The sequence below is a fragment of the Streptomyces sp. NPDC050423 genome, assembly GCF_040655445.1.
In the GTDB taxonomy this organism is placed as follows: Bacteria; Actinomycetota; Actinomycetes; order Streptomycetales; family Streptomycetaceae; genus Streptomyces.
The window spans coordinates 16760-31154 of the sequence record NZ_JBFAJY010000002.1 but is presented as its reverse complement, the minus strand read 5'-3'; the positions used below and the strand labels follow the sequence as shown (position 1 = coordinate 31154).

Sequence of the window (14395 nt, the reverse complement as noted above, 5' to 3'; positions counted from 1 at the left end):
TGTCCCGCCCGCCGCCCCCCGCGGTCCTCAGCAGGAGGACGGCGCGGGGGCCGGCTTGGTCAGGGCGGTCAGGGCGGTGGAGGCCGCCTGCGGCGTGCTGAACGCCTTGAACTTCGTACCGATGATCAGATCGACGTCCGCGGACTTGCGGGCGTCGGTCTTCGTCGCGGCCCCCGGCAGCTGCGTGCCGAGCACCGGGAAGGTGCCGTTGACCGCGGTCGGAGCGCCCAGCAGTATGCCGGTCCCGGCGACCTTCTTGTCGTACGCGGCGGTGGCGTTGCCGACCTTGCCGATCGTGAAACCGCGTTTCTTCAGCTCATCGGCCGCCGCCTTCGCGAGCCCGCCGCGCGGGGTCGCGTTGTAGACGTTGACCTTGATCTTCGCGGGCTTCGGCAGTGCCACGGCGGGCGCTGACGGCTCGGCGGACGGGCAGTCCGCCTTGCGGTCGGCGGCGCTGGCCGTTTTGTCGCCGCCCGTGAAGACGTCGATGAGCTGCAGTGTGCCCCATCCGGCCACCCCTAGGGCGACCACGGAGGCGGTGGTTGCGAGGACCAGTCTGCTGCGGCGGCGGGGGCGCCGCATGCGCGGGTACTTGGCACCCGTGATGCGGTATTTTCCGCCCATGCCGGGGGGAGTGAGCATGCTCATGGGCGCAGCGTAGTGCGACCCGGTGATGATGCCTACTAAATGATCAATGGATCGCACCCGTCCGAGTGGGAAAACACCCGAACGAACCCCGCGGGACGCGGTGCGGGGCGGTGTGTGTCTCAGCCGAGTTCGAGCACGCGGGCGTGCAGTACCTGGCGCTGCTGGAGCGCGGCACGGACCGCGCGGTGCAGTCCGTCCTCCAGGTAGAGGTCGCCCTGCCACTTCACGACGTGCGCGAACAGGTCGCCGTAGAACGTGGAGTCCTCGGCGAGGAGGGTTTCGAGATCCAGCTGTCCCTTGGTGGTCACGAGCTGGTCGAGGCGGACCGGGCGCGGCGCGACATCCGCCCACTGCCGGGTGCTTTCCCGGCCGTGGTCGGGATAAGGCTTCCCATTTCCGATGCGCTTGAAGATCACACGGAAAGCCTACCGGTCAAGAGCCACCGGGCGCAGCCACGGGACGGGACCGTGCTGCCGGCCGCGAGGGCATATAAGAGTCCATTCCGGAATTGAGGCGTCGGACGGCGCCCGACTCACCTGCCCCTGGCGCCGGCCTTCGCGGCTTTGGCCGCCTGCTTGGCCGCCGCCTTGGTCTCCTGCTTGTACGCGCGGACCTCGGCGAGCGACTCGGGGCTGGTGATGTCGGCGACCGAGCGGTGCGAGCCGTCCTCCCCGTACGAACCCGCCGCCTCGCGCCAGCCCGGCGGCCGGACGCCGAACTGCTTGCCCAGCAGCGCCAGGAAGATCTGCGACTTCTGGGTGCCGAAACCGGGCAGGGCGTTCAGCCGCTTCCGGAGCTCGGCGCCGGTGGCGGCGTCGCTCCACACCGCGCTCGCCACACCGTCGTACTGAGCCACCAGGTACTGGCACAGCTGCTGCACCCGCTTGGCCATGGAGCCCGGATAGCGGTGCAGCGCGGGTTTGGCGGTGAACAGCTCGGTGAACGCCTCGGGGTCGTACGTGGCGATCTCATGGGCGTCCAGATCCTCCCCGCCCATCCGCTGCGCCAGGGTGTACGGGCCGGAGAAGGCCCACTCCATCGGCACCTGCTGATCCAGCAGCATGCCCACCAGGGCGGCGAGCGGGCTGCGTGCGAGGAGCTCGTCCGCCTCCGGCTGCTGGGCGATGCGGAGGGTGATGTCCTGGCCTTTGTCGCTCTTGGTCATGGCCCGATCATTACGAGCGCGGGGTGCGACGGCCAGCACCATCACCGCCCGCGGAGCTGTTCGCGGCCGATTGCAGCCGTTTGCCGACCTTTGTGGCCTTGTGCGGCCGATTCCGGCCCTCACCGGCCGAGGCCGGCGGGTGTGGACAGAACCGCCGCGGCCTACCCGTCGAGCCGGTCCGCGCGCCCGCGCAGGTAGCGGGCCTCGGGAAGGCTCAGGGTGGCGGCGGCCGCCGAGCGGTAGGCGGCGCGGGCCCCGGCCGTGTCGCCGGCCCGTTCCAGCAGGTGGGCGCGGACCGCGTCCAGGCGGTGGTTGCCCGCCAGCCGGTCCGCGAGCGCATCGGCCTCGACGAGCCCGGCCCGCGGCCCGTGCACCATCGCGACGGCGACGGCCCGCCCCAGCTCGGCCATCGGCTCGGGGGCGAGGCACACGAGGACGTCGTACAGCGCGAGGATCTGCGGCCAGTCGGTGTCCTCGGTGCGGGGCGCCTCGTCGTGCAGCGCCGCGATGGCCGCCTGCACCTGGTACGGACCGGCCGGGCCCTCGCGCAGTGCCTCCTCGACCAGAGCGACGCCCTCGGCGACGGCCGCCCGGTCCCAGCGGGTGCGGTCCTGCTCGTCGAGCGGGGTCAGCTCGCCGTGCGGGCCGGTGCGCGCGGCGCTGCGGGCGTCGGTCAGCAGCATCAGCGCCAGGAGCCCGGTCACCGAGCCGTCCCGCGGCAGCAGCCGGCGCACCGAACGGGTCAGCCGGATCGCCTCCCGGGCCAGTTCGGCGCGGTGCAGAGCGGGTCCTGAGGTCGCCGTGTAGCCCTCGTTGAAGATCAGGTAGAGCACCTGGAGCACGGCACCGAGCCGTCCGGCGCGGTCGGCCGGACCCGGCTGGACGAAGGCCGCGCCCCGGACCTTCCGCTTCGCCCGGCTGATCCTCTGGGCCATCGTCGCCTCCGGCACCAGATGTGCCCGTGCGATCTCGGCGGTGGTCAGTCCGCCGACCGCCCGCAGCGTGAGCGCGATCTGCGCGGCCGGGGCCAGCTCCGGATGGCAGCACAGGAAGAGCAGGGTGAGGGTGTCGTCCTCGGAGGGCGCCCGGCTCCCGCCGGGCTCGTCGGGCGGCGGCGTGGTGAACGCGTCCCGAGGGGTGAGCGCCGCCACCGTCTCCTCACGCGCCCGCCGGGCGTCGTCGCTGCGCAGCCGGTCCACGAGCCGCCGGGAGGCCACCCTGATCAGCCACCCGCGCGGGTTGTCCGGCACCCCTTGCTCCGGCCACTGCCCGGCGGCGGCGAGCAGCGTCTCCTGGACCGCGTCCTCGGCCGGGTCGAAGTGCCCGTACCGGCGTACCAGCGCGCCGAGGACCTGCGGGGCGTGCAGCCGCAGCAGGTCCTCGACGTCACGCGTACGCCTCACACATCGCCTCCGCCGTCGTCGATGGGCCGGATGACCACCGGACTGGCGGGCGCTCCGGCGGGCGCCGGACACCGCGCGACGCGCGCGGCGATCTCCGTCACCCGTTCCAGGCTCTCGCAGTCGAGCACCCAGTACCCGGCGAGCAGCTCCTTCGTCTCCCCGTACGGGCCGTCGGTGATCACCGGACGGCCGTCCTCGCCCGCCTGGACGAACCGGGCCCTGGCCGGTTCGGTCAGGCCGTTGGCGTCGATGAGCTCACCGGTCTCGGCGAGATCGTCGTTGACCGCGCCCATGAACGCGAACATGGCCTGCACGTCCTTCTCGCTCCAGGCCGGATTCCCGGCGCTCGCGTTTCCGCGCATCGCCTCGTAGCCGGCCTGTGAGCCCTGCACCATCACCAGGTACTTCATGGTTCCGCTCCCTGTGTCCCCGCCGCCCCTCGTGGGCGGCCTTCACAGGGGACGTCGGATCCGGCGGACGGTCCTCGACACCGCGCCGGAGAATTCTCGCGGAAACCCGAAAAGTTCCCGGAACGGCCCACGGCGTGCGTGCCGGCCGGGACCGCTGTGAGCAACGGGCGAGTGACCGGGGAGTTCGCCTTCGCGCTCGTGGGCGACCGCTGACGCCGGGAAACGACGCGCGGGCGCCGGCGGCCGGACGGCCGTGGCCGTCGCTGCCACGGCCGTCCGCCTGCTGCCGTCACGCGAAGATGACCACGCCCGCGATCATCACGACGAGCAGTCCGAGGGTGCACCCCACCACACAGCCGGCCTCCGTCGTCCGTTCGGTGAGCCGGTCCCACAGGCCGGGGGGCCGCTGCGCTGCCACCGGCGAGACCGGCGCCGGGGCGGGAGCGAGCGGGGACAGGGGCGGCTGCGGGGTCCGGGGAGGCGGGTACGGCGCCGGGGCATGGGTGATCAGGTCCCGCAGGAGCTGTTGCCACAGGACGGGCGGCAGATCGGGTGCGCTGCCGCCCGGGGGGTCGGTGATGCTCAGCCGGATCCAGTTGCCCGCGGTGGGATGGCGGTCCCGGCTCATGCGGTGCAGCAGCTCCTGAAGATCGAGCAGATAGCGCCCGTCCCGGGCCAGCGGAGCGACGGCCCAGGTGAACAGTGCGGCAGCCCGTTCGGCCCGGACCGCCCGCGAGACGGACTCGGTGCCCGGCCTGTTCGGTGCGAAGTACAGCCCGTTGCGGAGCACTTCCGCACACAGCTCGTGGCGCATCGGCTCCGGCCGCGACGAGACCCGGGCGCGGCTCCCCAGTTCGTTCAGCAACAGCTCCACGGACTCCTGCGGCTGCCCCTCGGACCGCAGTTCGGCCAGCAGCAGTTCGTCGGGGACGCCGCGCATGCGCTCCGCGAGCACACCGCGACCGACGGCGTCATTGCGCCGGTGGCTGCGGAGAACCTCGCGGAGAGCCGTCTCGCGGGCGGCCGGGGGGACGGGCGGGGCGGGTGCGGTCAGGGGTTTCGACAGCGGGTCCGGGCGGCCGGCGAGTGCCTCCGAGGTCCTGGTGGGCACGGCCGGGTGGTCGGTGGGCACGGCCGGGCGTTCGGCCGGTGCGGTCGGGATCGCGGTGAGTACGTCCGGACTCTCGGCAGGCGGGGCAGGCGGGGCGAGGGAGGCAGGCGGGGCGGGCGGCGCAGGCGGGGCGGGCGCGGCCGGTCCGGGGGCCGGTTCCTCGCCCGGGGCGCGGTCCGCTTCCGGGTGGTGCGGTGGGGGAGCGACGGGGCGGGCGCCGCGCCGGTGCTCGGCGTCCAGGATCTCCTTGAGCAGGCCGCGCCGCCGCTGCCAGGCCAGTGCCGCGCCGTCCCTGAGCAGGCCGGCCAGCTGCGGTACACCGGGGACGGCGGCCGGGTGCGCGAGGAGGTGGTCCACCAGCCGGGCGGCCGCCAGGTGTTCGAACTTCGGCTCGCCCGCCATCCGCCCCGTGATCCGGGCCAGCGGACCGGAGCCGCCCGCGTCCGGCTCCCAGCGCGACACGCACATCAGGCGCAGCTGATGGTGGTCGGCCGTGTCGTAAGTGGCGAACGTCCAGTCCCGGCCCGGCCAGGAACCGAAGAGCCGGTACAGCCCCAGGTACACCAACGGCACGTCGTCCGGGCCGAGTCCGCCGTTCGGATCCATCTCGTCCGTGAGGAGCGACACCCGCTGCTCCGGGTCGCGCAGCCATTCCGCGGCGACCAGGATCAGCGCGCGCCGGACGCTCTCCAGCCGCTTCGTCATGCCGGGCAGCCGCTGGGACACCAGGGATTCGAGCCGCGCGTACTCCACCACCTTCAGCTCCCCGGACGCCCCCTCGGCGGACTCCCGGCTACTGCCCCAGCCGCCGTGCGCGAGCCCGAGGCACTCCTCGGTCCCCAGGGTCCGCGCGTCCCCGATCAGGACGTGGCTGACCGTGCTGGGCCGGCCGCCCCGGTCCGTGGTGGGCCAGCGCCGGACGAGCATGACCCGGCCGTTGCCCGACAGGGTGCGCACGACGCTCTGCCGCGGGGCGGCCGTACCCGACATCCACAGCAACGGACCTAGTTCCCGGCCCAGTTCGTCGGCGAGCTCGGCCGGGCAGGAGTGGGCGACGGCCTTCATGCCGGTGCCCTGGCGGCCCTGGTTGCCCTCCCAGCGGAAGACGGCCTGGTGCACCGGGCCTGGGGCGTCGGCGCGCCCCCGCGCCCACTGCCCGTCCCGTGCGCCCTGCCCGTCCCGTCCGCGCGGGCCGGCCGGATCCCGGTGAGCAGGCCTCCGGTCCTGGAAGTCGCTCACGTCGTTTCCTCTCCCGGGAATTCACTCGCTTCCGACAGCGGTACCGCTTCCATCGCGGGCGCCTTTCCCACGGCGAACGCCTCCGCGCCGCCGGGCACTTCGATCAGCCCGTGCATCGCCAGCACCGACAGCAGCGGCTCCAGCACCCGGCGGGGGCCCGCCCCCGCCGGGTAGCGCCCCTCGGCCTCCTGGCCGCCGGTGGCCGAGGAGACGTGCAGGGTGCACCGGCGGATCGTGTCGAACGGGCGCAGCCATGCCTGTCCGGCGTGCCGGCGCAGCAACGCGTAGACGTCCGTGCTCTCCTCGCGGGTCAGCGCGGGGTCGAGCGAGGTGGGCGCGGCCTCGCCCAGCCACCGGTCGACGGGGGGCTGGAACCGCAGGAGGTCGGCCTTGCCGAGCACCATCGCGGCCGCCACGTCCAGGTACGGGCCGTTCTTCGGCAGCCGGTCCAGGACGGTGGCGAAGGCGAGATCACCGTCCCGGTTCACCTCCAGGCCCCAGTGCCGCCTGGCGTGGTCGAGCTGGGGCAGCGGGAGCGCGAGCGCCGGGTCGACGACGAAGACCATGGCGTCGACCCCGAGCAGGAAGCGGAGCGCGGAGTCGGTCCGTACGAGGTCCTCGCCGCCCAGATCGAAGAAGGCGACCGGGCGCACCTGCCCCTGCGCGTCGGTGATCAGCAGGGATTCCACGAAGCGGGCGAAGCCGTCCAGGCCGACGCCGCTGGTGTGGTCGAGGACCCTGCCGTTGCGCAGCGGCTGCACCCGTTCCCGTACGAACCGTGCGTGCTGCTCCGGATTGACGGACTGCCACTTCAGGCCGAACGGCTCCAGGCCGCCGTCGGTGATCGCCGCGATCATCTGGGTCAGCAGGTGGCTCTTGCCGGTGGAGGACTGACCGACCATCGCGACGGTCAGTGGCCGTCCGTACGTCAGATAGGGCACCGGGATGAAGTGCTCGGGGAAGTCCGGGTCGGCCGTGCACTTCTGCACGGCGCCGCGCATCACGTCCTGGCGCCGCAAGGGGTTGGCGATGCCCGCGGGGTTCAGCGGCTGGTACTGCATCCTGCTGTCGGTGACGAACAGCGAGCCGAGGTCGAGCTGGATGTTCTCCAGGCAGTACGGGCAGACCACCTCGCCGGCGCCCTGCCCGTCCGGCTCGTCGCGGGGTTCGGGGACGGGTGCCTGCCGCTTGAGGCGCAGCGTCTGCTCGAACGCCTCCCGGTGCGGGCGCGTTTCGTCGGCGGGTACGTCGAGCGCGACGCGCCGGGAGCTGCCGGGGGCCAGCAGGTCGAGCAGCCGGGCGGGCGTCGGCCGGTCCTGGGCGAGCGGGGCGAAGGCGCCCCGCAGCGTCTCGGCGAGTACCCGGTGCGAGGCGAGATCGGCGGGCACCCGGTCGGCGGGGCCGGGCCGGCCGGTCACCAGCTGGTAGAGCACCTGGGCGGCGCTCCACACCCCGTCGCGGGGGTCGGTGACGCCCTCTCCGCGGCGCTGTTCGGGCGAGCAGTAGGGCGCCCGGCCCCACCGGGTGCGCGGCCGTCCGGTGCGGGCCACCGCCTCCAGTCCCCAGAGCTGGAGCGAGGTGCCGTCCCACAGCACGGTGCCCGGCGAGATGCCCCGCGGCACCAGGTCCTGGCTGTCCAGCAGGCACAGGGCCAGCATCAGATCGCGGGCGAGGACCCGCTGATCGGTCGCGGACATCACATGGGTGCGCGCGGCGGCGACACCGCGCGGTGCCGCGTACAGCAGGTACGGCTCGGCCGTGTCCAGCTCATGGCCGATGATCCTCGGGAAGAGCGGCGCGTACGGCGAACCGTCGAGCACCCGGTGCAGATGCAGGGCGGTGCCCGCCTCCGTGTCCAGCAGGGCGCGCGCCGCCGGATTCGCGGCGTCGGCGGCGGTCAGCCGGACCTGGACGCACTGCTGGCCCTCGTCGTCGAGGAGACCGTTGCGGATCACCTGGGGCAGCTGCGGATCGCGGCGGGACCCGCGGGCGCCGAAGCGGACCGGCGCGGTGCGGCGCCGGCCCGAGGGCGTGCTGAACGTGAGCGTGGCCCGCCGGGTGCTCTCCGGATCCGCCAGGTGCGAGTGAGAGGTGCTGGTCACCAGCGGTCGCCGTCCTTTTCCTCGTACTCCAGTGCTTCCTGCTCCAGCCAGTCCGACCCGGGGTTGCGGGGGCTCTGGTGGGGCCGGACGTTCTCCACCACGCCCATGCGCAGCGGGGTGAGCCGGATGAGTCCGGCGTACCGGCCCGACGAGGTCCACAGCACGTCCTCCGGCTGGAGCGAACCGCTCGCCAGCCAGGCCGTTTCGACCTCGCCCCGCACGGCCTGCGGTGCGAAGCGGATCCACACCGCCGCCTCGGGGTCGCGGCTGAGCAGCGTCCCCTGCTCGGGTGAGGACAGCTGGACGACGGCCCGGTGGTCGGCCTCGGCGCCGACCAGTTCGGCCACCCCGTGCGGGTCGGTGCCGAGCAGGTTCGCCGAGCCGGTGCGGGTGCGGGTGGCGTCGGCGAACGGTGGCGGGGCCAGTACCCCGTTGCGCTGGAGGTGGCGGCGGGCGGCGGACAGCAGATCGCGTACCCGCTCCTCGGTGCGGCGGACGGCGCGGGTGCCGGTCTGGCCGTGTTCGACGGCGCCCCAGTAGGAGGTCATCGCGACCAGGGCGGCGTCCATCAGATCGTCGGCCAGGGTGGCGACCAGTTCGGACCCGCCCTCGCCGCTCTCGCGGTCCAGCCAGCGCGGAGTGCCGGACGTGCGGTCCTCCCACGGGTCGGCGGGCAGGGCGGCGGCGCCGGGGCTGCCCGCCGGCTCGTCCCAGGACGGCTCGTCCTGCCAGGCGTACTCGCTCGCCCAGTCGGTGTCCTCGTCGTCGGACGCGGCGAAGGTGTCGGACTCCAGGGCCGAGGAACTGTCCAGCCAGTCGTCCATGGCCGGGGGTTCGGCGCCGGACCCCGCGTGGACCGCGGCCTGTTCGGGACCGGGTACCGCCTCGGCGTCCGCGGCGGCGGCCGTGGCCCGCAGCATCCCGGCGACGGACCGTGCCGCGTCGGCGCAGTACAGCCGCTCCTTCGCCGCCCAGTGCTCACGGACCACGTCGGCCAGCAGGCCGTCGAGCCCGTCCAGGGCCCGGCGGAGCGCCGTCGCCCCCTTGCCGGCGGCCCAGTAGGCGGCTGCCGCGTCCCAGAGCCTGCGTGCCGTCTCCACCGCGAGGACGAGCCCCACCAGCAGTCCGGCGGTGCTCAGCCAGAGCGGGGGGTCCGTCGCGTACGCGACGACCAGCCCGCCCGCGGCGGCGCAGAGTGCCGCGACCCGGGGGCCGACCGAACGGTGACCCGCCAACTCGTCGCGCAGCCGGGACGCGCTGAGCCCCGCCACGCCGAAGAACACCAGCGGGACGATGACCGCGAGCACCGCGAGGGGCCCCTGCCACAGTGCGCCGAGCAGTCCCGCCGAGGCGGCCAGGGCCGTCGCCGCCGGACCGGTGACGAAGTCCGGCAGCGGGCCGCCGCGCGTCCCGGCCCGCCGTGCCACGGCCTCGGCGGAGTGGCCGGCCAGCTTCGGCAGCAGCGCGGAGCCGGGGACCGGTTCCACCTGCCCGGCCAGCCCGGTGAAGCGCTGGGCCACCGCGCGCAGGGCCAGCTTCTGGCCCATCAGTTTCCGGGCGAACTCCCGCAGCCCCTCGCCGATCCGCTCGCCCACCCCCTCGGCCGAGGGCACTCGCAGCCCGAGGGCCGCGAGCCGGGCCGCCGCTTCGGCGGCGGAGGGCGCCGTGCCGGAGCCGCCGTCGCTGTGCAGGGCGGTGGTGACGAGCTCCCGGTACTCGCCCAGGGCCTCGCGGGCCTGGTCGAGGTCCGCCTCGAATGCCTCCCGGTGCGAGGCGCGCAGCAGCCCGGTCAGGGCCCGCAGCCCGCCCAGGGTGCTCCGGGCCTGGTCCAGGGCCCGCGCGCACGAGACGTACGCGCTGTCCGCCATCCCGCCCGGCTCCCGGTGCCGCTGGTCGCGGCCGGACCGGCCCGTGGCGAGCCCGCGCAGCGGCTCCGGCAGATCGGCGCCGGACCACGCGGTCACCGGCAGGTCCGGTGCGAGCTCGGCGTCCTCGCCCGCGAACCGGCGCAGCGCGTCGCGCCAGGCCCGGTCGCGTACCTCCGGCGGCAGGTCCTGCTCCAGCAGCCGGACCCCGGGCGTGCCGATGGCTTCCGGCAGCGACCCGAGGTCGTCGAGCACCCTCAGGAAGACGTCCGGAACCGACAGCAGGTCCACCAGGACGGCCAGTGCGTCCGGAGCGTCCGGAGCGGGCTGTTCCAGCGCGGTGCGGGCGGAGCGCAGGTCCCCGGCCCACAGCAGGGCGATGCCGGAGGCCCGCAGTACCGCGGGCCTCTCCAGCCGCCGGTCCGGCTGGAACGCCTCGTCCTCGCCGGCGTACGAACCGGGCGCACTGCCCACCAGCAGGACCAGCATCCTGATCTCGCCCACGGCGCGGTAGGTGGTGAGCAGCTCGTACTGCCGCTGGTGGTCCCGCAGCCCGGCCGGGGTGTCGACCACCAGGAACAGCGGGTGATCGGGCTCCGGCAGTCCGGCCAGGCCCAGTTGGCGGGCGACCCTGGCCCGCAGGGGCGCGGCGGCGTCGAGCTCCGCGGCTCCGCTGCGCAGGTCCAGGTGCACGACGTTGGCGACGTCCTCACGCGTGATCACTCCGCATCACCGTCCAGGGACCTGCGGCGGTGGCGGTCGTCGTTGTCGCCGTCGGCCCGGTACGGGCTCCGGTCGCCGGGATCGTGGTCCCAGGGCGCCGGCCCGCCGGTACGGGGCGCGTCGCCTTCGGAACGTTCCTCGGGCGCACGCCGGGGGCTGCCGCCGAACGGGTCGTCGTCGTCCGGGTCCGCCCTCAGGGGGTCGTACGCCTCGCGCTCGCGCCGGGTGTCGGGTTCGGGCTTGGCGTACGGGTCGCGTTCCCGCCGGGTGTCGGGTTCGGGCTTGGCGTACGTGTCGCGTTCCCGCCGGGTGTCGGGTTCGGGCTCGGCGTACGCGTCGCGCACACGACGGGTGTCGCGTTCGGGCTCCGCGTACGTGTCGCGGGAGCCGTACGCCGCGCCGCCGCCGTCACCTTCGCGGGAGGCCGTGTAGCCGCTGGAGGCGCCCGGTGCGGTGCCCCAGTCGTCGTCATCGGCCACGGGACGCCGGGGTTCCGGGAACTCCTTGCGGGCCCGGGGCTCCGGCGTCCCGCCGCGCACGTGCTCCAGGAGCGTGCGCAGGGTCGGCTGCACCGCGCGCTGGTCCCCGAACTCGGCGTCCAGCGCGGCCGGCAGCGTCTCCGCCCAGAACTCCCACAGCGGCCGGACCCATCCCTCGACCCGCTCGCCGCCCCGCTCCCTGCGGTCCGCCAGCAGTTCCAGCTGGCGCGGGGCGATCTTCTCGACCAGTTCGACGAAGAGCGGGTGCGGTTCGCTGCCGGTCCTGGCCAGGCCCAGCGGCTGGGCGCTCATCAGCCCCTGGCAGTAGTCCTCGACGGTCCGCTCGTCGTCCAGGACGGTCCAGCGCTCGTACGCCCGCAGCAGCTCCGCCCAGCTCGACACACCACCGGGGAAGTCGCCGAGCCGCAGCCGGACCCCGGGCACACTGCCGCCCGTCTCGGGGAACAGCCGCAGCCGCACCCGTTCCGGCGACGCGGGGTCACCGTCCACGACATCCACCTGGCCGTTCCACATGCAGCACAGCAGCCGGTGCAGGATCGTGCGGCGGTCCTCCTCGCTGCTCACCATCCAGCTGTCGCGGTAGCCGAGCCGCTGACGCCAGCGCAGCACGTCCTGGGACTGCTCGGACTCCTTAGCCCTGGCCCACTGGCGCAGCACCTTGCGGGCCTCGGGCACCTGGGTGAGGCTCATCTCGCTGCGGAAGAGGACGACGGTGATCGAGTCGCTCTCCACCCCGCGGAAGTCCACGGAGTTCTTCGCGTCGGCCGGCAGCCGCAGCGTCTTGCCGAGGTACTCCTTCACCTCGTCCACCGCCTGCACCCGCGGGTGGGTGACCAGGACCCGCAGCGGCCCGGTGCCCTCCGGGGTGAAGCCCACCGGCAGCAGCCCGGTGAGTTTCCGGCCGAACAGGTCCAGGGCCTCCTTGCTGACCTGGTCCGCGGCGTCCGCGTCGCCCGCCGCGGCGGCCAGCAGGATGCCCATGGGTGGCAACAGCGGCCGCTCCTCCAACTGTTCGCCGCTCTCCGCGAACAGCCGGGTGATGCGGCCCTCCAACTGCGCCTTGACGACGGCGACGGCGTTGTCCGGGCTGCGCCGGCTGAGCGAGTGGACGTGGCGCCAGGTGTCCCCGTCGATCATCTTGAGCAGCAGCGCGGCCTCTTCGTCGTGTTCCCGCAGCCCCTCCCGGCGGACCAGCCGGGTGACCAGGTCCTCGTAGAAGTGGTTGAGGGTGCGCTGGGGCGGCAGCAGGTACGAGATCCCGGTGCGGTCCTCGTACAGTTCGAGGCCCTTCTGCGCGGAGACCTTGCGCTCCTGGTCGGAGTGTTTGCGGAAGGCGTTCACCAGGCGGCTCAGATCGGTCCCGGCGGTGTCCGCGTGGGACTGCCACCGCTGCTGCTGCTCCCGCCAGGCCTCGTGCCAGACGGTGCGGCTCCGCCACTGGTACCAGGTGTCCTGCGCCCGGAGCGCGGCCTGTACGTCGTCGTCGCCCCAGCGGGCCGGGGACATACCCGCCAGCCGGCCCTTGATCCGCGGGTTCTTCGGCGGCTGCTCCGTCACTCCCGGCGGGCGCTGGGGGGAGCCGGCCCGGCTGTTGAGCATGCCGAGGAACCCGAGCCGGGCGATCTGCTCGTCGCTCTTGGGGACGCCCCGCACGACGCGCTCGGCGAGGAAGGGGTCCACGGTCTGGAGGAGCTTGTCGATGGCGGGGCGCGGCGAGAACCGGTCGGCCATCGAGGCGGCCTGGCGGTCGGCCTTGGACTGGAGGTCGGACAGCAGCCGCTGCATGTCCGCGCTCCGCTCGGCCAGCGCCTGCTCGATGGCCTTGCTGCCGCGCGGCAGCGGATCGGGCTCGGGGACGTCCAACTGCTTGCGTTCCCACAGCTCTTCGAGCTGGGAGTCGGTGAACAGCTGCCGGATCATCGGTACGGCGCTGTCCCGCAGCGCGGCGCGCGGCCGTTCCACCAGCTCCGTGACCGCCTTGCGCAGCAGCCGGCCCGCCACCAGGTCGGCCAGCTGGTCCATCGGTGCGGTCATGGAGGCCACCAGGCTGGTGGAGACGCCCTGCCTGCCGATCCCGGTCGGGGACACGGCGCTGCGCTGCACCCCGCGGTTGATGAAGCTCGCGGCGAACGTCTGGAAGTCGTCGTCGGCCGCCGTCGACCGGCCCCGGGAGCGTCCGTCGCCCAGCTCGGTGCCGATCAGCGACATCACCAGGGAGACGATGGAGCGGCGCAGGTCGTCCTGGCGGATGCCCGCGGTCGGGCTGAACAGGAACGCGGTGGGCAGAATGCCGGTCCGCAGCCGGATCGGCGTCATGCCCGGGTAGCGGATGCCGAGCCCGGGGCTGTGGTCCAGGTCGCCGATCTCCTCCCCTTCGGTCGGTGCGTTCTGCCCGTCCACCAGCCGGAACAGGTCGACCAGGGCGCGGGCCGCGTTGAGCTCCGCCTCCCGGCCGCCACCGCCGGACGAGGAGAACGAGGACGGCATCACGACCAGCGGGTAGATTTTCACGCCGTCGAAATGGCGCTGCTGGAACGCGTAGTTGATCAGGTGCAGGTAGTCCAGGAAGATCCCCGCGCCGGTGCCTCCGGCCACGGAGAAGGCGACGAACACATCGCAGCCGGTGGCCTTGCCGCCGCCGAGTTCGCTCAGCTCACCGACGGACCTGGCGATGGCGTCGATCGCCTGGAGCAGGGGTTCCAGGACCGGGGCGAGGCTGTGCCTGAGGGTCGCGAAGAGAGCGGCCCGGCCGACGGTGGGCAGCTGGCCGGCACCGTTGTGGAGCGGGGTGACCTTCGGTTCGTCGGTGCGCGGCGGCAGCCAGTCGGAGACCTCGTCGCGCAGGCTCGCCCGCAGCATCTTGGTCACTTCGGGCGAACTGTCGAAGTTGGGCAGCAGGTTGTGGGTGGCACGGGAGGTGCGGGAGTACGCGGCCCGCAGCGACGGGTCCACATTGAACTGCGGGAGCCGCTGGAGGTCGGACTCGCTGTAGTCCGCGTACACGAACTGCAGGCAGTCCGGCAGTTGGTAGGGCGCGTGGCCGCCCAGGTGGCTGAGCGCGACACCGTCGGGACCGCACAGTTCGGCGCGCAGCTTGCGCTCCAGTTCCGCGCCGACCAGACCACCGGTGCCGCCCAGTCCGACGAAGAGCATCGGCTGGAAGATTTTCATGGGTTCCTCCCGCTTACGGCCGTAACCACAGCCGGTTCGTCCTCGGTACGTCCATGGG

General features: G+C 73.7%; 9 protein-coding genes. All 9 read right to left on the bottom strand.

From position 1 onward, the window contains the following. Positions 1 to 27: 27 nt before the first annotated feature. Positions 28 to 624: a LytR C-terminal domain-containing protein gene (locus AB0I52_RS01630; RefSeq protein WP_363068295.1), complete on the bottom strand. Its 597-nt coding sequence runs from the start codon at positions 622 to 624 to the stop codon at positions 28 to 30. Between the two features lie 143 nt (positions 625 to 767). Next, positions 768 to 1064 carry a type II toxin-antitoxin system VapB family antitoxin gene (locus AB0I52_RS01625; RefSeq protein ID WP_018101777.1) on the bottom strand — a complete coding sequence of 99 codons (297 nt, stop codon included), beginning with the start codon at positions 1062 to 1064 and terminating at the stop codon, positions 768 to 770. Between the two features lie 116 nt (positions 1065 to 1180). Next, positions 1181 to 1813 carry an HhH-GPD-type base excision DNA repair protein gene (locus AB0I52_RS01620; RefSeq protein WP_363067889.1) on the bottom strand — a complete coding sequence of 211 codons (633 nt, stop codon included), beginning with the start codon at positions 1811 to 1813 and terminating at the stop codon, positions 1181 to 1183. A 161-nt stretch (positions 1814 to 1974) separates the two neighbouring features. Further along, positions 1975 to 3216, bottom strand: a complete 1242-nt coding sequence (locus AB0I52_RS01615) for a DUF6596 domain-containing protein (protein ID WP_363067887.1) — start codon at positions 3214 to 3216, stop codon at positions 1975 to 1977. After that, entirely contained in the window at positions 3213 to 3626 is a 414-nt protein-coding gene (locus AB0I52_RS01610) for a YciI family protein (protein WP_363067885.1), read from the bottom strand. The genes AB0I52_RS01615 and AB0I52_RS01610 overlap by 4 nt, the downstream gene beginning before the upstream one ends. A 289-nt stretch (positions 3627 to 3915) precedes the next feature. Beyond that, a complete protein-coding gene (locus AB0I52_RS01605; protein ID WP_363067883.1) occupies positions 3916 to 5976 on the bottom strand; it encodes a hypothetical protein in 2061 nt (686 codons plus the stop codon). Beyond that, positions 5973 to 8078 (bottom strand): hypothetical protein, encoded by a 2106-nt coding sequence (locus tag AB0I52_RS01600; protein ID WP_363067881.1) that lies wholly within the window; start codon positions 8076 to 8078, stop codon positions 5973 to 5975. Before AB0I52_RS01600 ends, AB0I52_RS01605 begins: the two co-directional genes overlap by 4 nt. After that, the gene (locus AB0I52_RS01595; protein ID WP_363067879.1) at positions 8075 to 10666 is read right to left on the bottom strand and encodes a hypothetical protein; all 2592 of its coding nucleotides are present in this window, start codon (positions 10664 to 10666) and stop codon (positions 8075 to 8077) included. The genes AB0I52_RS01600 and AB0I52_RS01595 overlap by 4 nt, the downstream gene beginning before the upstream one ends. After that, complete coding sequence (locus AB0I52_RS01590) at positions 10663 to 14337, bottom strand: tubulin-like doman-containing protein (protein WP_363067877.1); 3675 nt, start codon at positions 14335 to 14337, stop codon at positions 10663 to 10665. The genes AB0I52_RS01595 and AB0I52_RS01590 overlap by 4 nt, the downstream gene beginning before the upstream one ends. Positions 14338 to 14395 lie beyond the last annotated feature (58 nt).

Coding starts and splice junctions, on each gene's coding strand:
- AB0I52_RS01630 (WP_363068295.1), bottom strand. CDS start 624: ATGGGCGGAAAATACCGCATCACGGGTGCCAAGTACCCGCGCATGCGG.
- AB0I52_RS01620 (WP_363067889.1), bottom strand. CDS start 1,813: ATGACCAAGAGCGACAAAGGCCAGGACATCACCCTCCGCATCGCCCAG.
- AB0I52_RS01610 (WP_363067885.1), bottom strand. CDS start 3,626: ATGAAGTACCTGGTGATGGTGCAGGGCTCACAGGCCGGCTACGAGGCG.
- AB0I52_RS01590 (WP_363067877.1), bottom strand. CDS start 14,337: ATGAAAATCTTCCAGCCGATGCTCTTCGTCGGACTGGGCGGCACCGGT.